The organism is Shewanella xiamenensis (assembly GCF_024971755.1).
In the GTDB taxonomy this organism is placed as follows: domain Bacteria; phylum Pseudomonadota; class Gammaproteobacteria; order Enterobacterales; family Shewanellaceae; genus Shewanella; species Shewanella xiamenensis.
On record NZ_CP079717.1, the window covers coordinates 189396 to 206938 of the forward strand.

Here is a 17543-nt window from a genome sequence, read left to right on the forward strand (position 1 = left end):
GTGCCTTCTACGGCACGTTTGAAGGCGCGCTGAAAGGTCTGGTCATACATGTGATGGCGACGCACGACACCGCTCCGTGGATCGGTCGAATGCGTGTGCTGCGCAAAAACCCAGAACCACGGCCAGGAATGCCCGGCGCGCGGATACTTCCGCTCAAGGGCGTCGGGAAGCGCAACGCCGCTGCGGCCCTCGGCCTGGTCCTTCAGCCACCATGCCCGTGCACGCGACAGCTGCTCGCGCAGGCTGGGTGCCAAGCTCTCGGGTAACATCAAGGCCCGATCCTTGGAGCCCTTGCCCTCCCGCACGATGATCGTGCCGTGATCGAAATCCAGATCCTTGACCCGCAGTTGCAAACCCTCACTGATCCGCATGCCCGTTCCATACAGAAGCTGGGCGAACAAACGATGCTCGCCTTCCAGAAAACCGAGGATGCGAACCACTTCATCCGGGGTCAGCACCACCGGCAAGCGCCGCGACGGCCGAGGTCTTCCGATCTCCTGAAGCCAGGGCAGATCCGTGCACAGCACCTTGCCGTAGAAGAACAGCAAGGCCGCCAATGCCTGACGATGCGTGGAGACCGAAACCTTGCGCTCGTTCGCCAGCCAGGACAGAAATGCCTCGACTTCGCTGCTGCCCAAGGTTGCCGGGTGACGCACACCGTGGAAACGGATGAAGGCACGAACCCAGTGGACATAAGCCTGTTCGGTTCGTAAACTGTAATGCAAGTAGCGTATGCGCTCACGCAACTGGTCCAGAACCTTGACCGAACGCAGCGGTGGTAACGGCGCAGTGGCGGTTTTCATGGCTTGTTATGACTGTTTTTTTGTACAGTCTATGCCTCGGGCATCCAAGCAGCAAGCGCGTTACGCCGTGGGTCGATGTTTGATGTTATGGAGCAGCAACGATGTTACGCAGCAGGGCAGTCGCCCTAAAACAAAGTTAGATGCTTTGCTGTGCGCACAAATTTCGGCCAGCAACAAGACTGTTTTTTTTCTTAAATCGAACCTAAAATTTCTTCGCGGAACTCCATGGAGAAATATTTTGAAAAATTGGTTATTTCTGGCTACGGCCATTATTTTTGAGGTCATTGCAACCTCTGCGCTCAAGTCTAGTGAGGGCTTTACTAGGTTAGTACCGTCTTTTATCGTCGTAGCGGGATACGCTGCTGCTTTTTATTTCCTGTCGCTGACACTCAAATCGATTCCTGTTGGAATCGCCTACGCAGTTTGGTCGGGCCTCGGGATCGTCTTGGTCACTGCGATTGCATGGGTTTTGCATGGTCAAAAACTAGATATGTGGGGATTTGTTGGTGTCGGCTTCATTATCAGCGGCGTTGCTGTGCTCAACTTGCTATCTAAGGCAAGTGTTCACTAAAACGGTCGCATCTAACCATTCCGTCGAGAGGGACCGCCCACAAGCTGCGCTTGCGGGTTCCCTTCGCGGCTTCGCCGCTACGGCGGCCCCTCACGTCAAACGTTAGATGCACTAAGCACATAATTGCTCACAGCCAAACTATCAGGTCAAGTCTGCTTTTATTATTTTTAAGCGTGCATAATAAGCCCTACACAAATTGGGAGATATATCATGAAAGGCTGGCTTTTTCTTGTTATCGCAATAGTTGGCGAAGTAATCGCAACATCCGCATTAAAATCTAGCGAGGGCTTTACTAAGCTTGCCCCTTCCGCCGTTGTCATAATCGGTTATGGCATCGCATTTTATTTTCTTTCTCTGGTTCTGAAATCCATCCCTGTCGGTGTTGCTTATGCAGTCTGGTCGGGACTCGGCGTCGTCATAATTACTAGCCATTGCCTGGTTGCTTCATGGGCAAAAGCTTGATGCGTGGGGCTTTGTAGGTATGGGGCTCATAATTGCTGCCTTTTTGCTCGCCCGATCCCCATCGTGGAAGTCGCTGCGGAGGCCGACGCCATGGTGACGGTGTTCGGCATTCTGAATCTCACCGAGGACTCCTTCTTCGATGAGAGCCGGCGGCTAGACCCCGCCGGCGCTGTCACCGCGGCGATCGAAATGCTGCGAGTCGGATCAGACGTCGTGGATGTCGGACCGGCCGCCAGCCATCCGGACGCGAGGCCTGTATCGCCGGCCGATGAGATCAGACGTATTGCGCCGCTCTTAGACGCCCTGTCCGATCAGATGCACCGTGTTTCAATCGACAGCTTCCAACCGGAAACCCAGCGCTATGCGCTCAAGCGCGGCGTGGGCTACCTGAACGATATCCAAGGATTTCCTGACCCTGCGCTCTATCCCGATATTGCTGAGGCGGACTGCAGGCTGGTGGTTATGCACTCAGCGCAGCGGGATGGCATCGCCACCCGCACCGGTCACCTTCGACCCGAAGACGCGCTCGACGAGATTGTGCGGTTCTTCGAGGCGCGGGTTTCCGCCTTGCGACGGAGCGGGGTCGCTGCCGACCGGCTCATCCTCGATCCGGGGATGGGATTTTTCTTGAGCCCCGCACCGGAAACATCGCTGCACGTGCTGTCGAACCTTCAAAAGCTGAAGTCGGCGTTGGGGCTTCCGCTATTGGTCTCGGTGTCGCGGAAATCCTTCTTGGGCGCCACCGTTGGCCTTCCTGTAAAGGATCTGGGTCCAGCGAGCCTTGCGGCGGAACTTCACGCGATCGGCAATGGCGCTGACTACGTCCGCACCCACGCGCCTGGAGATCTGCGAAGCGCAATCACCTTCTCGGAAACCCTCGCGAAATTTCGCAGTCGCGACGCCAGAGACCGAGGGTTAGATCATGCCTAGCATTCACCTTCCGGCCGCCCGCTAAATATCTCCTTTTGGGTTGTTAATAAAACATCCAATAAGTTGACTGTGCGTGAAAAAGAAAGTTTTGTGTGATGGCGTTGAAGATCGCACCGTTAAGCTCTTATGTGGGATGGTGCAGAGCTCGACGACTACCGATAAAACGCAACCGCCGCAAACAGACAAGAAAAAGCCCCAACTGATAACAGTTGGGGCTTCAGTATTGTGATTGGTGGAGCAATAGCACCCTGAACCCAAAACCTTCTCGCTCAACCGGTAGTGGCTGATAACAACTCGTGAGGGCTATTGCGGGTTAAGCATTTAGCGATGTCTAGGGCCAGACTGGACGTCTGAACGCAAGCCGCTGATACTGTACATAACCACAGTATCAGCGGAGGATACCCATGTCGCTGGCAAGGAACGCCACGGCGAGTCAATCGCCCACTCAAACAAACGGTTACGAACGCCACCAACCCGACCAGACGCTGCTCTACCAGCTGGTTGAGCAGCACTACCCAGCCTTCAAAGCCTCACTCGAAGCCCAAGGTCAACACCTGCCTCGCTACATCCAACAAGAATTCAACGACCTCCTCCAATGTGGCCGTCTGGAGTATGGTTTCATGCGGGTTCGCTGCGAGGATTGTCATCACGAGCGTCTGGTCGCCTTCAGCTGTAAACGACGCGGCTTTTGCCCTAGCTGCGGTGCCCGCCGGATGGCCGAGAGTGCGGCGCTGCTGATAGACGAAGTCTTCCCCAAGGAGCCCATTCGCCAGTGGGTGCTCAGCTTTCCTTTCCAGCTACGCTTTTTGCTGGCTCGCCATCCCCAGCTGATGGGCCAGGTCTTGAGTATCGTCTATCGTACACTCTCAACTCATCTGATCAAAAAAGCCGGTTACACCAAAGCCTCTGCACAAACTGGCTCAGTGACTCTTATCCAACGCTTTGGCTCCGCGCTAAATCTCAATGTCCACTACCACATGCTGTTTCTCGATGGTGTCTATGCCGAAGATGACTATGGCAAGCAACGCTTCCATCGTGTCAAGGCACCCACTTACGATGAGCTGAATACGCTCGCTCACACCCTCAGCCATCGCATCGCTCGCTGCATGGAAAAGCGTGGGATTTTGGAGCGTGATGCCGAGAATACGTGGTTGACACTGGAAGAGGGCGAAGACGATACGCTGACTCAATTACATGGTGCTTCGGTTACGTATCGCATTGCCGTCGGCCCCCAGCAAGGGCGCAAAGTCTTCACCCTGCAAACCTTGCCAGGGCGTGAGGATAAAGCCGACTCAAGCAGTCGAGTAGCCAACCATGCTGGTTTCTCGCTACACGCCGGTGTGATGGCCGAAGCGCATCAGCGGGATAAGCTTGAGCGCTTGTGTCGCTACATTAGTCGGCCAGCGGTTTCAGAAAAACGTCTGGCATTAACCGCCAATGGGCAGGTGCGTTACGAGCTCAAAACTCCGTACCGCAATGGCACCACCCATGTGATCTTCGAGCCGCTGGACTTCATCGCCAAACTCGCTGCGTTGGTACCTAAGCCGCGAGTCAACCTCACACGCTTCCACGGCGTCTTTGCACCGAACAGCAAACACCGAGTTCAAGTAACACCCGCCAAGCGGGGCAAGAAGCCCGACAAATCGGAAGGTCTCGATACTAACTGGCGTGACAAGAGTCCTGCAGAGCGCCACCGCGCCATGACCTGGATGCAACGCCTCAAGCGAGTCTTCAATATTGATATTGAAGTCTGCGAACACTGCGGCGGTCACGTCAAAGTGATTGCCAGCATCGAAGATCCGAAGGTCATTGAGCAGATTCTCAAGCATCTGAAACAGAAAACAGCCAAGGCGAATGCCGCCAAGCAGCGTGAGCTGCCACCAGAACGAGCGCCGCCACTGACTCCCAGCCTGTTCGATCCATCACAGAGTCGTCTCTTTGACTGACGACCCCAAATCCAACACTGCTCAACACTGCCAACTTTTAAACGGGGCGGTGGGGCAGTTTGTATCTCTCGAGCTATCAGGCTAGAGATTTTACCGCCAAATCGAACCTTATTAGAGCGGTTTAGGCTGGACCGGCAGTTAAAATTGGGGCTTGAGCGGTAAACGAGTGAGGGAATTTCAGGTAAGATACTTCGGATGAGGAGCAAAAAGGTGGTTTATACTTCCTATACCCTTCAAATCAAATGTTTTTTGGAGCTACAGCATGGAAAAATCAAAGCAATTATATAATCAAGTGAACTTCTCACATCAGGACTTGCAAGAACATATCTTTAGCAATTGTACTTTTATACATTGTAATTTTAAGCGCTCAAACCTTCGAGATACACAGTTCATTAACTGTACTTTCATAGAGCAGGGGGCACTGGAAGGGTGCGATTTTTCTTATGCTGATCTTCGAGATGCTTCATTTAAAGATTGTCAGCTTTCAATGTCCCATTTTAAGGGGGCAAATTGCTTTGGTATTGAACTGAGAGATTGTGATCTTAAAGGGGCAAATTTTAGCCAAGTTAGTTTTGTAAATCAGGTTTCGAATAAAATGTACTTTTGCTCTGCATACATAACAGGTTGTAACTTATCCTATGCCAATTTTGAGCAGCAGCTTATTGAAAAATGTGACCTGTTCGAAAATAGATGGATTGGTGCAAATCTTCGAGGCGCTTCATTTAAAGAATCAGATTTAAGTCGTGGCGTTTTTTCAGAAGACTGCTGGGAACAGTTTAGAGTACAAGGCTGTGATTTAAGTCATTCAGAGCTTTATGGTTTAGATCCTCGAAAGATTGATCTTACAGGTGTAAAAATATGCTCGTGGCAACAGGAGCAGTTACTGGAGCAATTAGGGGTAATCATTGTTCCTGACTAAGCGCAAGATTCGGCTACGCACATAACAAAGCGCTTAAGACAGATTCGCAACGCTGGGCATTTTCGGTTTGCTTTGAATTTAGTGTTTACGGCACAATGGTTTAGGTTGGGTGGCATGTTGCTCACTACTTAACGCGGCGTTATGTTTTCGGGATAACTTGAGGAACAGAAATGGATTTCATTTGGTTGGTTTTAGTTTTGGGTTCTGCTGCTGCATTCTACTATTTCGTATCATATTCGAAGCCACAGGATGATGATTGGCACAAATTACCGACACTTGAGGATTATTTGATAAAGCATCCAGAATGTAAAACGGCAGATTCAGAAAGTGCGAAATGCTTTAGTTGTGGTTCAGATAAAGTGATTTTTCAACCATTAACAGCTCATGCAGATCATCGTTATAAACATATTTGCTTATCTTGCAAAAAAACACTTTTTAGAAGTAAGGCAATAATGTCTTAAACCAGTTGATGATCCTAAGAACATTTTCAATAAAATCAGCTGGTTGCAATAAAACATAACAAACGGTTCAAGAGGGACAACCAACGCGTGGCATTTTTATTATGCGTTGGTTGCCCCTTAACCGGGCGTTATAAGCAAATTCAGCTCCAGAGGATGAAAAATGGAAATCGAGTACAAAGTAAACCATCCAATCTCAGTTGAACAATTCGTGAGTTTACTGAAGAAAACTTCATTGGGTGAGCGTCGTCCTTTGGATAATGAGTCAACTATTCAGGGTATGCTCGACAACTCTAATTTGATGGTGACCGCATGGCTGAACGATCAGCTTGTCGGTGTGGCTCGCTCAGTGACAGATTTTCATTATTGTTGCTATCTAAGTTGACTGTGCGTGAAAAAGAAAGTTTTGTGTGATGGCGTTGAAGATCGCACCGTTAAGCTCTTATGTGGGATGGTGCAGAGCTCGACGACTACCGATAAAACGCAACCGCCGCAAACAGACAAGAAAAAGCCCCAAAATATCTCCTTTTGGGTTGTTAATAAAACATCCAATAAGTTGACTGTGCGTGAAAAAGAAAGTTTTGTGTGATGGCGTTGAAGATCGCACCGTTAAGCTCTTATGTGGGATGGTGCAGAGCTCGACGACTACCGATAAAACGCAACCGCCGCAAACAGACAAGAAAAAGCCCCAACTGATAACAGTTGGGGCTTCAGTATTGTGATTGGTGGAGCAATAGCACCCTGAACCCAAAACCTTCTCGCTCAACCGGTAGTGGCTGATAACAACTCGTGAGGGCTATTGCGGGTTAAGCATTTAGCGATGTCTAGGGCCAGACTGGACGTCTGAACGCAAGCCGCTGATACTGTACATAACCACAGTATCAGCGGAGGATACCCATGTCGCTGGCAAGGAACGCCACGGCGAGTCAATCGCCCACTCAAACAAACGGTTACGAACGCCACCAACCCGACCAGACGCTGCTCTACCAGCTGGTTGAGCAGCACTACCCAGCCTTCAAAGCCTCACTCGAAGCCCAAGGTCAACACCTGCCTCGCTACATCCAACAAGAATTCAACGACCTCCTCCAATGTGGCCGTCTGGAGTATGGTTTCATGCGGGTTCGCTGCGAGGATTGTCATCACGAGCGTCTGGTCGCCTTCAGCTGTAAACGACGCGGCTTTTGCCCTAGCTGCGGTGCCCGCCGGATGGCCGAGAGTGCGGCGCTGCTGATAGACGAAGTCTTCCCCAAGGAGCCCATTCGCCAGTGGGTGCTCAGCTTTCCTTTCCAGCTACGCTTTTTGCTGGCTCGCCATCCCCAGCTGATGGGCCAGGTCTTGAGTATCGTCTATCGTACACTCTCAACTCATCTGATCAAAAAAGCCGGTTACACCAAAGCCTCTGCACAAACTGGCTCAGTGACTCTTATCCAACGCTTTGGCTCCGCGCTAAATCTCAATGTCCACTACCACATGCTGTTTCTCGATGGTGTCTATGCCGAAGATGACTATGGCAAGCAACGCTTCCATCGTGTCAAGGCACCCACTTACGATGAGCTGAATACGCTCGCTCACACCCTCAGCCATCGCATCGCTCGCTGCATGGAAAAGCGTGGGATTTTGGAGCGTGATGCCGAGAATACGTGGTTGACACTGGAAGAGGGCGAAGACGATACGCTGACTCAATTACATGGTGCTTCGGTTACGTATCGCATTGCCGTCGGCCCCCAGCAAGGGCGCAAAGTCTTCACCCTGCAAACCTTGCCAGGGCGTGAGGATAAAGCCGACTCAAGCAGTCGAGTAGCCAACCATGCTGGTTTCTCGCTACACGCCGGTGTGATGGCCGAAGCGCATCAGCGGGATAAGCTTGAGCGCTTGTGTCGCTACATTAGTCGGCCAGCGGTTTCAGAAAAACGTCTGGCATTAACCGCCAATGGGCAGGTGCGTTACGAGCTCAAAACTCCGTACCGCAATGGCACCACCCATGTGATCTTCGAGCCGCTGGACTTCATCGCCAAACTCGCTGCGTTGGTACCTAAGCCGCGAGTCAACCTCACACGCTTCCACGGCGTCTTTGCACCGAACAGCAAACACCGAGTTCAAGTAACACCCGCCAAGCGGGGCAAGAAGCCCGACAAATCGGAAGGTCTCGATACTAACTGGCGTGACAAGAGTCCTGCAGAGCGCCACCGCGCCATGACCTGGATGCAACGCCTCAAGCGAGTCTTCAATATTGATATTGAAGTCTGCGAACACTGCGGCGGTCACGTCAAAGTGATTGCCAGCATCGAAGATCCGAAGGTCATTGAGCAGATTCTCAAGCATCTGAAACAGAAAACAGCCAAGGCGAATGCCGCCAAGCAGCGTGAGCTGCCACCAGAACGAGCGCCGCCACTGACTCCCAGCCTGTTCGATCCATCACAGAGTCGTCTCTTTGACTGACGACCCCAAATCCAACACTGCTCAACACTGCCAACTTTTAAACGGGGCGGTGGGGCAGTTTGTATCTCTCGAGCTATCAGGCTAGAGATTTTACCGCCAAATCGAACCTTATTAGAGCGGTTTAGGCTGGACCGGCAGTTAAAATTGGGGCTTGAGCGGTAAACGAGTGAGGGAATTTCAGGTAAGATACTTCGGATGAGGAGCAAAAAGGTGGTTTATACTTCCTATACCCGGCACCGCACCTCGGTCAAGGCCGATGCCGCCTTCACCGGCGCGACCATGGCGCTGCCGAAGGGCAAGGCCTACCGCGACGAATTCTTCGGCGACGTCGAAACCTACCGCAAGGAATTGCTCGGCACCCTCACCGGCACGCCCGCGGCCGGCGCGAGCGCGACCACCCTGACCGTGAAGTACCAGGGCTGCGCCGATGCCGGCGTGTGCTACCCGCCGCAGACCCGCACCCTGAAGGTCGCGTTGCCGGGCGAAGCGGGCGCTGGCGGCTTCGGCTGTAAGGCGCGCGGGCTGCATGATTATGTCGTCAAGAACGGCTCTGCCGATCATCCCAACGCCGAGGTGAAATTCGCACTGGGTGATGTGGTCAACACCATGATCGGCTGCACTAATGGTGAAACGATCATGCTGTGCCACGACACCTCGCTGCCGCGCCCCTATTCTCTCGGCTTTCGGGTGCAAGGCACCGAGGGGCTGTGGATGGACGTCAACAAGTCGATCTATCTGGAGGGCAAGAGCCCACAGCCGCACCGCTGGGAGCCTGCCGAGGGCTGGTTTGCGAAATACGATCACCCGCTATGGAAACGCTACGCCGATCTGGCGGCAGGGGCCGGGCATGGCGGGATGGACTGGTTCGTGATCCACGCTTTTGTCGAGGCGCTGAAGGCCAAGGCCCCGATGCCAATCGACATTTACGACGCGCTGGCCTGGAGCGCGATCACGCCTCTGTCGGAACAATCGATTGCTGAGGGCAATCGCACGTTAGATTTTCCCGACTTCACCCGAGGGCAGTGGCGCACCCGCAAGCCGATCTTTGCGCTGAACGACGCCTATTGATCGACGCGATTTAGGCCAAGCGCACCGCAAAGGCGAAATTGGTAATCTTGTCGGTATCCTTGACGCCCGGCGCGCTTTCGACGCCGCTGGAGGTATCGACCAGCGGCGCTCCGGTGCGCGCAATCGCCTCGGCAACATTCGTCGGATTTAGCCCGCCTGCCAGCCCCCACGGCAAGGCACCGCGATATCCGGCCAGCAGCGACCAGTCGAACGCCAACCCCATGCCGCCGGGCAGCGCGCCTTTGGGGGTCTTGGCGTCGAACAAGATCAAGTCCGCCGCCCCGGCATAGGCTGCGGCGCGTGCGACATCGCTGGCGCTGGCGACGGGCAGCGCCTTCCACACCGGCTTGCCAAACCGCGCGCGCAACTGGGCCACGCGTTCGGGCGATTCCGAACCGTGCAGCTGCAGCGCGTTCAGCTTGGCTGCCACCAGTGCGTCGGCGATGACAGCATCATCCGCATCGACGAACAAACCGACCATGGCGATCTGGCCAGCTGCGCGCGATGTCAAAGCGCCCGCGACATTCGACGTAACCGCACGGGGCGACGCTGGATAGAACACCAACCCGGCATAGTCCGCCCGCGCCGCGATGGTCGCATCGAGCGCCTCGGGTGTGCTGATCCCGCAAATCTTGATTTTCGCGGGCATGCGGTCAGTCGGGGTTCTGGATCAGCCGCACCAGCGTGCAGTCGGGATCGATCAGGTAGCCGATCCTCAGGCCGCTCGCCTCCAGTTGCGGAGCTTTGAAGCGCGGCCAGCCGGTGCTTTTTTCCTCGGCTCCCGCCGCGTTCACCAATGCCACCATGGCATCGAGATCATCCAACCGCAGGCAACAGCCGAACGAGCTCGTAGCTGGGTCGAGGTCAGGATAGGGGAAGAATTCGAGCTGCAAACCGCCGCGCTGCAGGATCATCCAGCCGCGATCCTTCCAACTCGTCGCAAAGCCCAGCTTCGCATAAAACGCCTCTGTCACATCGAAATCGCGCGATGGCAGATTGGGGGTGACGTGGTCAGCCATGGCTCAGCGCAGCTTGTCGGCCATGCGGGCCGTATGAGTGATTGCGGCGCGGCTATCGGGGGCGGAATGGCTCATCACGATCATGCTGGCCTTGGGGAACGCCGCACCAAACGCGCGCGCTGACGCGGCGTAGTGCTCAGTGTCGGCATCACCGAGATTGCCGAGCGACTTGGCCTTGCTGTCCTTGATCAGGCAGCCACCAAAAGCGATGTCGGTGCCGTCGATCCCAACGGTGATATTGTCACTGGTGTGGCCGGGGCCGGGGTAAAATACCTTGAGCGGGCCAAAGTTGGGCGCGGTTGCTGGTTCGACCCAGCCATTGGCGGCGAAAGTCAGGCTGTGTTGCGCCGCAACCATCCCCTCTTGCGGGGCAAGCTGGTTCGACAACGCATTGGCATAAGTCGCAATCCCCGCCGCATGCAGCGCGTCCATACCGCCCATCTTGTCCTGATGCGCGTGAGTCACCACCGCCAGCGCGACCGGCAGGTTGATCTCCTGCTTGATCCAGTTGAGGATCTGGGCGGTCTGGTCATCGGTCCAGGCGGTATCGACCACCAGCACGCGGCCGCCATCCCTGACGATCAAACCGTTGGAAGCGACTGCCCCGAAACCCGGCATGTCGAGATAGGAAGTGTGCTGCCAGACATTCGGTGCGAGCTGGCGGAAAACCAGATCGCCAAACCGTTGGTCGCCAGTTTCCATTTGCTGGCCAATCGTCGGGCGGATTTCACCGGGCATGCACCCGCTCAGCATCAATGCAGCGGCTAATGCGGTGCTCAGCTTCGCGACCGGGTGCATAATATTGGGCAATTCCATCAAGTTTTCCTTTTATTCAGCATTAAAAACCCCGCAAATGCGAGGCCTAGTAAATAGATGATCTTAATTTGGTTCACTGTAGCAAAAATATGGGGCGAATTCAAACATGAGGTGCGACAGTTTCAAAAGCCATATGATAATCAACAAGCTGAGCAAATTTCTCTAATGGTGTAAGCCAATCTAACGCCTTTCTAGGACGAGTATTCAGTGACATGGCAACTTGATTTAAATAATGCTGATCTGCCTGATTTAAATCAATCCCTTTAGGTAAATATTGCCTAATTAAACCATTCATATTTTCGCATGTGCCTTTTTGCCAGGGTGAATGTGGGTCACAGAAATATACATCTATGCCTAAATCTTCTTCGAGTATTTTATGTTCTGACATCTCACGTCCACGGTCATAGGTCAACGTTTTACGCAGTTCTGCAGGTAAATATTTCAGAGCTTCAGTTAAAGCCTTGCGCACTGATTCTGCCTTTGCCCGGGGATGGGATTTTTCTTGAGCCCCGCACCGGAAACATCGCTGCACGTGCTGTCGAACCTTCAAAAGCTGAAGTCGGCGTTGGGGCTTCCGCTATTGGTCTCGGTGTCGCGGAAATCCTTCTTGGGCGCCACCGTTGGCCTTCCTGTAAAGGATCTGGGTCCAGCGAGCCTTGCGGCGGAACTTCACGCGATCGGCAATGGCGCTGACTACGTCCGCACCCACGCGCCTGGAGATCTGCGAAGCGCAATCACCTTCTCGGAAACCCTCGCGAAATTTCGCAGTCGCGACGCCAGAGACCGAGGGTTAGATCATGCCTAGCATTCACCTTCCGGCCGCCCGCTACGACCCCAAATCCAACACTGCTCAACACTGCCAACTTTTAAACGGGGCGGTGGGGCAGTTTGTATCTCTCGAGCTATCAGGCTAGAGATTTTACCGCCAAATCGAACCTTATTAGAGCGGTTTAGGCTGGACCGGCAGTTAAAATTGGGGCTTGAGCGGTAAACGAGTGAGGGAATTTCAGGTAAGATACTTCGGATGAGGAGCAAAAAGGTGGTTTATACTTCCTATACCCTTTATACTTCCTATACCCCGGTTATCCGGTGGTTTTCTGTTTGCGGAATAAAACAGATTAGTGACAGTTTTCTCAGAATGGCGTGTTCCGGTGACTTCTGTTTTCGTGTGCTGCATCCGGAAGTGTCAGGCCCGCCGGATATGAAAAAGGCCTCCGGAGAGTACCGTGACTTTATTTTCGGCACAAATACAGGGGTCGATGGATAAATACGGCGATAGTTTCCTGACGGATGATCCGTATGTACCGGCGGAAGACAAGCTGCAAACCTGTCAGATGGAGATTGATTTAATGGCGGATGTGCTGAGAGCACCGCCCCGTGAATCCGCAGAACTGATCCGCTATGTGTTTGCGGATGATTGGCCGGAATAAATAAAGCCGGGCTTAATACAGATTAAGCCCGTATAGGGTATTATTACTGAATACCAAACAGCTTACGGAGGACGGAATGTTACCCATTGAGACAACCAGACTGCCTTCTGATTATTAATATTTTTCACTATTAATCAGAAGGAATAACCATGAATTTTACCCGGATTGACCTGAATACCTGGAATCGCAGGGAACACTTTGCCCTTTATCGTCAGCAGAATAAATGCGGATTCAGCCTGACCACCAAACTCGATATTACCGCTTTGCGTACCGCACTGGCGGAGACAGGTTATAAGTTTTATCCGCTGATGATTTACCTGATCTCCCGGGCTGTTAATCAGTTTCCGGAGTTCCGGATGGCACTGAAAGACAATGAACTTATTTACTGGGACCAGTCAGACCCGGTCTTTACTGTCTTTCATAAAGAAACCGAAACATTCTCTGCACTGTCCTGCCGTTATTTTCCGGATCTCAGTGAGTTTATGGCAGGTTATAATGCGGTAACGGCAGAATATCAGCATGATACCAGATTGTTTCCGCAGGGAAATTTACCGGAGAATCACCTGAATATATCATCATTACCGTGGGTGAGTTTTGACGGATTTAACCTGAACATCACCGGAAATGATGATTATTTTGCCCCGGTTTTTACGATGGCAAAGTTTCAGCAGGAAGGTGACCGCGTATTATTACCTGTTTCTGTACAGGTTCATCATGCAGTCTGTGATGGCTTTCATGCAGCACGGTTTATTAATACACTTCAGCTGATGTGTGATAACATACTGAAATAAATTAATTAATTCTGTATTTAAGCCACCGTATCCGGCAGGAATGGTGGCTTTTTTTTATATTTTAACCGTAATCTGTAATTTCGTTTCAGAATGGTTCAGGATCACTGTACGATAATGCCCCCGCAGTTTGGTAATACCCTTAATAAAAAAGAAACAGCAAAGACTGACAGCAATAATAATAAAGTAAGCAGTAACAATAATATTAACAACACCAGATGCAGTTATAATAATAGTATTTAAGACACCAGAAAGACTGCTGCGACAGTCATTTTGAACAACACCAAAATGCCGTAAAGGCAGTAGTAACAACACCAGTGAAAACATCACGATAGCATAGTGATATGCCTGAGTGTGTGTAATTAAACAATAAATAAACCGCCATATATAACAGAAGATAGTATTCTGAATGGCATGCTTTTCTGTTCAGTATAAACATATCATCCCGGTTGGTATAAGGATGATATATAATAAGTTAAGCTGAACACATATTTATTTTGGTTTTATTTTACAAATAAAGTAAGACGATCCGTTAAGTCAAAGCGGGGTATATTTATTATACCCTGCTTTTTTATTTGTCCGCCGGGCGCGGATAATGGATCAGATTATGCAGTGTCACAATGGCCTTACCGGGATTGGCGTAAGCGTGCGGGATATCCGCATGGAAGCGCAGGGATTCCCCGGCAGAAACGGTGTGCCACTCATCCCCCAGCCGCAGTTGTAATGCGCCTTCCAGTACAATGACATGTTCTCTGGTTCTGAAATCCATCCCTGTCGGTGTTGCTTATGCAGTCTGGTCGGGACTCGGCGTCGTCATAATTACAGCCATTGCCTGGTTGCTTCATGGGCAAAAGCTTGATGCGTGGGGCTTTGTAGGTATGGGGCTCATAATTGCTGCCTTTTTGCTCGCCCGATCCCCATCGTGGAAGTCGCTGCGGAGGCCGACGCCATGGTGACGGTGTTCGGCATTCTGAATCTCACCGAGGACTCCTTCTTCGATGAGAGCCGGCGGCTAGACCCCGCCGGCGCTGTCACCGCGGCGATCGAAATGCTGCGAGTCGGATCAGACGTCGTGGATGTCGGACCGGCCGCCAGCCATCCGGACGCGAGGCCTGTATCGCCGGCCGATGAGATCAGACGTATTGCGCCGCTCTTAGACGCCCTGTCCGATCAGATGCACCGTGTTTCAATCGACAGCTTCCAACCGGAAACCCAGCGCTATGCGCTCAAGCGCGGCGTGGGCTACCTGAACGATATCCAAGGATTTCCTGACCCTGCGCTCTATCCCGATATTGCTGAGGCGGACTGCAGGCTGGTGGTTATGCACTCAGCGCAGCGGGATGGCATCGCCACCCGCACCGGTCACCTTCGACCCGAAGACGCGCTCGACGAGATTGTGCGGTTCTTCGAGGCGCGGGTTTCCGCCTTGCGACGGAGCGGGGTCGCTGCCGACCGGCTCATCCTCGATCCGGGGATGGGATTTTTCTTGAGCCCCGCACCGGAAACATCGCTGCACGTGCTGTCGAACCTTCAAAAGCTGAAGTCGGCGTTGGGGCTTCCGCTATTGGTCTCGGTGTCGCGGAAATCCTTCTTGGGCGCCACCGTTGGCCTTCCTGTAAAGGATCTGGGTCCAGCGAGCCTTGCGGCGGAACTTCACGCGATCGGCAATGGCGCTGACTACGTCCGCACCCACGCGCCTGGAGATCTGCGAAGCGCAATCACCTTCTCGGAAACCCTCGCGAAATTTCGCAGTCGCGACGCCAGAGACCGAGGGTTAGATCATGCCTAGCATTCACCTTCCGGCCGCCCGCTAGCGGACCCTGGTCAGGTTCCGCGAAGGTGGGCGCAGACATGCTGGGCTCGTCAGGATCAAACTGCACTATGAGGCGGCGGTTCATACCGCGCCAGGGGAGCGAATGGACAGCGAGGAGCCTCCGAACGTTCGGGTCGCCTGCTCGGGTGATATCGACGAGGTTGTGCGGCTGATGCACGACGCTGCGGCGTGGATGTCCGCCAAGGGAACGCCCGCCTGGGACGTCGCGCGGATCGACCGGACATTCGCGGAGACCTTCGTCCTGAGATCCGAGCTCCTAGTCGCGAGTTGCAGCGACGGCATCGTCGGCTGTTGCACCTTGTCGGCCGAGGATCCCGAGTTCTGGCCCGACGCCCTCAAGGGGGAGGCCGCATATCTGCACAAGCTCGCGGTGCGACGGACACATGCGGGCCGGGGTGTCAGCTCCGCGCTGATCGAGGCTTGCCGCCATGCCGCGCGAACGCAGGGGTGCGCCAAGCTGCGGCTCGACTGCCACCCGAACCTGCGTGGCCTATACGAGCGGCTCGGATTCACCCACGTCGACACTTTCAATCCCGGCTGGGATCCAACCTTCATCGCAGAACGCCTAGAACTCGAAATCTAACGTCCGTTCGGGCATCGAGGTCCATGTCGGGGTGGGACGGGCCCGTGGCTTCAAGATCACTTGCAGTCCGACCGCGATGTCTTGGTTGCGCGAGAGGTTGTCGATATCCTCCACTTCCATCATCAACCCTGGATAATGCCGCCGCCGTCATCGCCGCCGACGCCCGTGCCGGGCTTTTCGGGCCTGTCAGGCTTGCTCGGCCTTCAGCCTGCCTGGGCGAGATCTCCGGCGGACGGATTAACGGCGGAGCTTCGCCGCCTTTCGTGCGTGTGAAGGCCGAAGATAGTTCTCTCAAAAACATCCGTTTATGAGAGATACCAAATGTCATTTTCAGAAGACGACTGCACCAGTTGATTGGGCGTAATGGCTGTTGTGCAGCCAGCTCCTGACAGTTCAATATCAGAAGTGATCTGCACCAATCTCGACTATGCTCAATACTCGTGTGGGCTCTGTTGCAAAAATCGTGAAGCTTGAGCATGCTTGGCGGAGATTGGACGGACGGAACGATGACGGATTTCAAGTGGCGCCATTTCCAGGGTGATGTGATCCTGTGGGCGGTGCGCTGGTATTGTCGCTATCCGATCAGCTATCGCGACCTTGAGGAAATGCTGGCGGAACGCGGCATTTCGGTCGACCATACGACGATCTATCGCTGGGTCCAGTGCTACGCCCCGGAGATGGAGAAGCGGCTGCGCTGGTTCTGGCGGCGTGGCTTTGATCCGAGCTGGCGCCTGGATGAAACCTACGTCAAGGTGCGGGGCAAGTGGACCTACCTGTACCGGGCAGTCGACAAGCGGGGCGACACGATCGATTTCTACCTGTCGCCGACCCGCAGCGCCAAGGCAGCGAAGCGGTTCCTGGGCAAGGCCCTGCGAGGCCTGAAGCACTGGGAAAAGCCTGCCACGCTCAATACCGACAAAGCGCCGAGCTATGGTGCAGCGATCACCGAATTGAAGCGCGAAGGAAAGCTGGACCGGGAGACGGCCCACCGGCAGGTGAAGTATCTCAATAACGTGATCGAGGCCGATCACGGAAAGCTCAAGATACTGATCAAGCCGGTGCGCGGTTTCAAATCGATCCCCACGGCCTATGCCACGATCAAGGGATTCGAAGTCATGCGAGCCCTGCGCAAAGGACAGGCTCGCCCCTGGTGCCTGCAGCCCGGCATCAGGGGCGAGGTGCGCCTTGTGGAGAGAGCTTTTGGCATTGGGCCCTCGGCGCTGACGGAGGCCATGGGCATGCTCAACCACCATTTCGCAGCAGCCGCCTGATCGGCGCAGAGCGACAGCCTACCTCTGACTGCCGCCAATCTTTGCAACAGAGCCTCCGTCGCCATGCTCACCTCGCTTTGGTGCACACGAGTATTGAGCATAGTCGAGATTGGTGCAGATCACTTCTGATATTGAACTGTCAGGAGCTGGCTGCACAACAGCCATTACGCCCAATCAACTGGTGCAGTCGTCTTCTGAAAATGACA

General features: G+C 53.7%; 15 protein-coding genes and 7 pseudogenes. 16 read left to right on the forward strand and 6 right to left on the reverse strand.

Going from position 1 to position 17543, the window contains the following annotated elements; genetic code table 11:
* Nucleotides 1-5: 5 nt before the first annotated feature.
* Nucleotides 6-803 (reverse strand): annotated as a pseudogene (gene intI1, locus KXJ80_RS00970) (class 1 integron integrase IntI1); the annotation flags it as partial.
* 238 nt (nucleotides 804-1041) lie between these two features.
* Between intI1 and qacG2 the strand changes: the two are divergent.
* From qacG2 to KXJ80_RS01015, 9 genes and pseudogenes are all read left to right on the forward strand, one after another.
* Nucleotides 1042-1374, forward strand: coding sequence for a quaternary ammonium compound efflux SMR transporter QacG2 (gene qacG2, locus KXJ80_RS00975; RefSeq protein ID WP_003830719.1), 333 nt, complete (start codon nucleotides 1042-1044; stop codon nucleotides 1372-1374).
* Nucleotides 1375-1584: 210 nt separating this feature from the next.
* A pseudogene (locus KXJ80_RS00980) lies at nucleotides 1585-1933 on the forward strand (quaternary ammonium compound efflux SMR transporter QacE delta 1).
* Nucleotides 1927-2766, forward strand: coding sequence for a sulfonamide-resistant dihydropteroate synthase Sul1 (gene sul1, locus KXJ80_RS00985; RefSeq protein ID WP_000259031.1), 840 nt, complete (start codon nucleotides 1927-1929; stop codon nucleotides 2764-2766). The pseudogene KXJ80_RS00980 and the gene sul1 (KXJ80_RS00985) overlap by 7 nt, the downstream one beginning before the upstream one ends.
* Before the next feature lie 404 nt (nucleotides 2767-3170).
* Complete coding sequence (locus KXJ80_RS00990) at nucleotides 3171-4712, forward strand: IS91-like element ISCR1 family transposase (RefSeq protein WP_000050481.1); 1542 nt, start codon at nucleotides 3171-3173, stop codon at nucleotides 4710-4712.
* A 262-nt stretch (nucleotides 4713-4974) separates the two neighbouring features.
* A complete protein-coding gene (locus KXJ80_RS00995) occupies nucleotides 4975-5631 on the forward strand; it encodes a quinolone resistance pentapeptide repeat protein QnrVC6 (RefSeq protein WP_032495607.1) in 657 nt (218 codons plus the stop codon).
* A gap of 170 nt (nucleotides 5632-5801) precedes the next feature.
* The gene (locus KXJ80_RS01000; RefSeq protein WP_069455558.1) at nucleotides 5802-6092 is read left to right on the forward strand and encodes a hypothetical protein; all 291 of its coding nucleotides are present in this window, start codon (nucleotides 5802-5804) and stop codon (nucleotides 6090-6092) included.
* 160 nt (nucleotides 6093-6252) lie between these two features.
* Nucleotides 6253-6471, forward strand: a pseudogene (locus KXJ80_RS01005) (GNAT family N-acetyltransferase); the annotation flags it as partial.
* A gap of 515 nt (nucleotides 6472-6986) precedes the next feature.
* Nucleotides 6987-8528, forward strand: coding sequence for an IS91-like element ISCR1 family transposase (locus KXJ80_RS01010; RefSeq protein WP_000050481.1), 1542 nt, complete (start codon nucleotides 6987-6989; stop codon nucleotides 8526-8528).
* Nucleotides 8529-8759: 231 nt separating this feature from the next.
* Nucleotides 8760-9596 (forward strand): annotated as a pseudogene (locus KXJ80_RS01015) (protein-disulfide reductase DsbD domain-containing protein); the annotation flags it as partial.
* 10 nt (nucleotides 9597-9606) lie between these two features.
* Here KXJ80_RS01015 and KXJ80_RS01020 read toward each other — a convergent pair.
* From KXJ80_RS01020 to KXJ80_RS01035, 4 genes and pseudogenes are all read right to left on the reverse strand, one after another.
* Nucleotides 9607-10245 (reverse strand): phosphoribosylanthranilate isomerase, encoded by a 639-nt coding sequence (locus KXJ80_RS01020; RefSeq protein ID WP_004201168.1) that lies wholly within the window; start codon nucleotides 10243-10245, stop codon nucleotides 9607-9609.
* Nucleotides 10246-10249: 4 nt separating this feature from the next.
* Nucleotides 10250-10615 (reverse strand): bleomycin binding protein Ble-MBL, encoded by a 366-nt coding sequence (gene ble / locus KXJ80_RS01025; RefSeq protein ID WP_004201167.1) that lies wholly within the window; start codon nucleotides 10613-10615, stop codon nucleotides 10250-10252.
* 3 nt (nucleotides 10616-10618) lie between these two features.
* Nucleotides 10619-11431 (reverse strand): subclass B1 metallo-beta-lactamase NDM-1, encoded by an 813-nt coding sequence (locus KXJ80_RS01030; RefSeq protein WP_004201164.1) that lies wholly within the window; start codon nucleotides 11429-11431, stop codon nucleotides 10619-10621.
* 100 nt (nucleotides 11432-11531) lie between these two features.
* Nucleotides 11532-11921: pseudogene (locus KXJ80_RS01035) on the reverse strand (IS30 family transposase); the annotation flags it as partial.
* Here KXJ80_RS01035 and KXJ80_RS01040 point away from each other — a divergent pair.
* From KXJ80_RS01040 to catA, 3 genes and pseudogenes are all read left to right on the forward strand, one after another.
* Nucleotides 11910-12236, forward strand: a pseudogene (locus KXJ80_RS01040) (dihydropteroate synthase); the annotation flags it as partial. The pseudogenes KXJ80_RS01035 and KXJ80_RS01040 sit on opposite strands and share 12 nt — an antisense overlap.
* Before the next feature lie 421 nt (nucleotides 12237-12657).
* Nucleotides 12658-12861, forward strand: coding sequence for a hypothetical protein (locus KXJ80_RS01045; RefSeq protein ID WP_197465993.1), 204 nt, complete (start codon nucleotides 12658-12660; stop codon nucleotides 12859-12861).
* Between the two features lie 149 nt (nucleotides 12862-13010).
* Nucleotides 13011-13652: a type A chloramphenicol O-acetyltransferase gene (gene catA, locus KXJ80_RS01050; protein WP_001011941.1), complete on the forward strand. Its 642-nt coding sequence runs from the start codon at nucleotides 13011-13013 to the stop codon at nucleotides 13650-13652.
* Between the two features lie 568 nt (nucleotides 13653-14220).
* On the opposite strand, the gene KXJ80_RS01055 is transcribed toward catA, so the two are convergent.
* Nucleotides 14221-14418 (reverse strand): cupin domain-containing protein, encoded by a 198-nt coding sequence (locus KXJ80_RS01055; protein ID WP_000347577.1) that lies wholly within the window; start codon nucleotides 14416-14418, stop codon nucleotides 14221-14223.
* Here KXJ80_RS01055 and KXJ80_RS01060 point away from each other — a divergent pair.
* From KXJ80_RS01060 to KXJ80_RS01075, 4 genes and pseudogenes are all read left to right on the forward strand, one after another.
* Nucleotides 14399-14605: pseudogene (locus KXJ80_RS01060) on the forward strand (DMT family transporter); the annotation flags it as partial. The gene KXJ80_RS01055 and the pseudogene KXJ80_RS01060 sit on opposite strands and share 20 nt — an antisense overlap.
* Nucleotides 14599-15438 carry a sulfonamide-resistant dihydropteroate synthase Sul1 gene (gene sul1, locus KXJ80_RS01065; RefSeq protein ID WP_000259031.1) on the forward strand — a complete coding sequence of 280 codons (840 nt, stop codon included), beginning with the start codon at nucleotides 14599-14601 and terminating at the stop codon, nucleotides 15436-15438. The pseudogene KXJ80_RS01060 and the gene sul1 (KXJ80_RS01065), both read left to right, overlap by 7 nt.
* Nucleotides 15439-15565: 127 nt before the next feature.
* A complete protein-coding gene (locus KXJ80_RS01070) occupies nucleotides 15566-16066 on the forward strand; it encodes a GNAT family N-acetyltransferase (protein WP_000376623.1) in 501 nt (166 codons plus the stop codon).
* Nucleotides 16067-16572: 506 nt separating this feature from the next.
* Entirely contained in the window at nucleotides 16573-17337 is a 765-nt protein-coding gene (locus KXJ80_RS01075) for an IS6-like element IS6100 family transposase (protein WP_001389365.1), read from the forward strand.
* Nucleotides 17338-17543 lie beyond the last annotated feature (206 nt).

Bases quoted from the DNA above. Each gene is read 5' to 3' on its own strand.
- sul1 (WP_000259031.1), top strand. From the start codon at position 1,927: ATGGTGACGGTGTTCGGCATTCTGAATCTCACCGAGGACTCCTTCTTC.
- KXJ80_RS00990 (WP_000050481.1), top strand. From the start codon at position 3,171: ATGTCGCTGGCAAGGAACGCCACGGCGAGTCAATCGCCCACTCAAACA.
- KXJ80_RS00995 (WP_032495607.1), top strand. From the start codon at position 4,975: ATGGAAAAATCAAAGCAATTATATAATCAAGTGAACTTCTCACATCAG.
- KXJ80_RS01000 (WP_069455558.1), top strand. From the start codon at position 5,802: ATGGATTTCATTTGGTTGGTTTTAGTTTTGGGTTCTGCTGCTGCATTC.
- KXJ80_RS01010 (WP_000050481.1), top strand. From the start codon at position 6,987: ATGTCGCTGGCAAGGAACGCCACGGCGAGTCAATCGCCCACTCAAACA.
- KXJ80_RS01020 (WP_004201168.1), bottom strand. From the start codon at position 10,245: ATGCCCGCGAAAATCAAGATTTGCGGGATCAGCACACCCGAGGCGCTC.
- ble (WP_004201167.1), bottom strand. From the start codon at position 10,615: ATGGCTGACCACGTCACCCCCAATCTGCCATCGCGCGATTTCGATGTG.
- KXJ80_RS01030 (WP_004201164.1), bottom strand. From the start codon at position 11,431: ATGGAATTGCCCAATATTATGCACCCGGTCGCGAAGCTGAGCACCGCA.
- catA (WP_001011941.1), top strand. From the start codon at position 13,011: ATGAATTTTACCCGGATTGACCTGAATACCTGGAATCGCAGGGAACAC.
- KXJ80_RS01055 (WP_000347577.1), bottom strand. From the start codon at position 14,418: ATGGATTTCAGAACCAGAGAACATGTCATTGTACTGGAAGGCGCATTA.
- sul1 (WP_000259031.1), top strand. From the start codon at position 14,599: ATGGTGACGGTGTTCGGCATTCTGAATCTCACCGAGGACTCCTTCTTC.
- KXJ80_RS01070 (WP_000376623.1), top strand. From the start codon at position 15,566: ATGGACAGCGAGGAGCCTCCGAACGTTCGGGTCGCCTGCTCGGGTGAT.
- KXJ80_RS01075 (WP_001389365.1), top strand. From the start codon at position 16,573: ATGACGGATTTCAAGTGGCGCCATTTCCAGGGTGATGTGATCCTGTGG.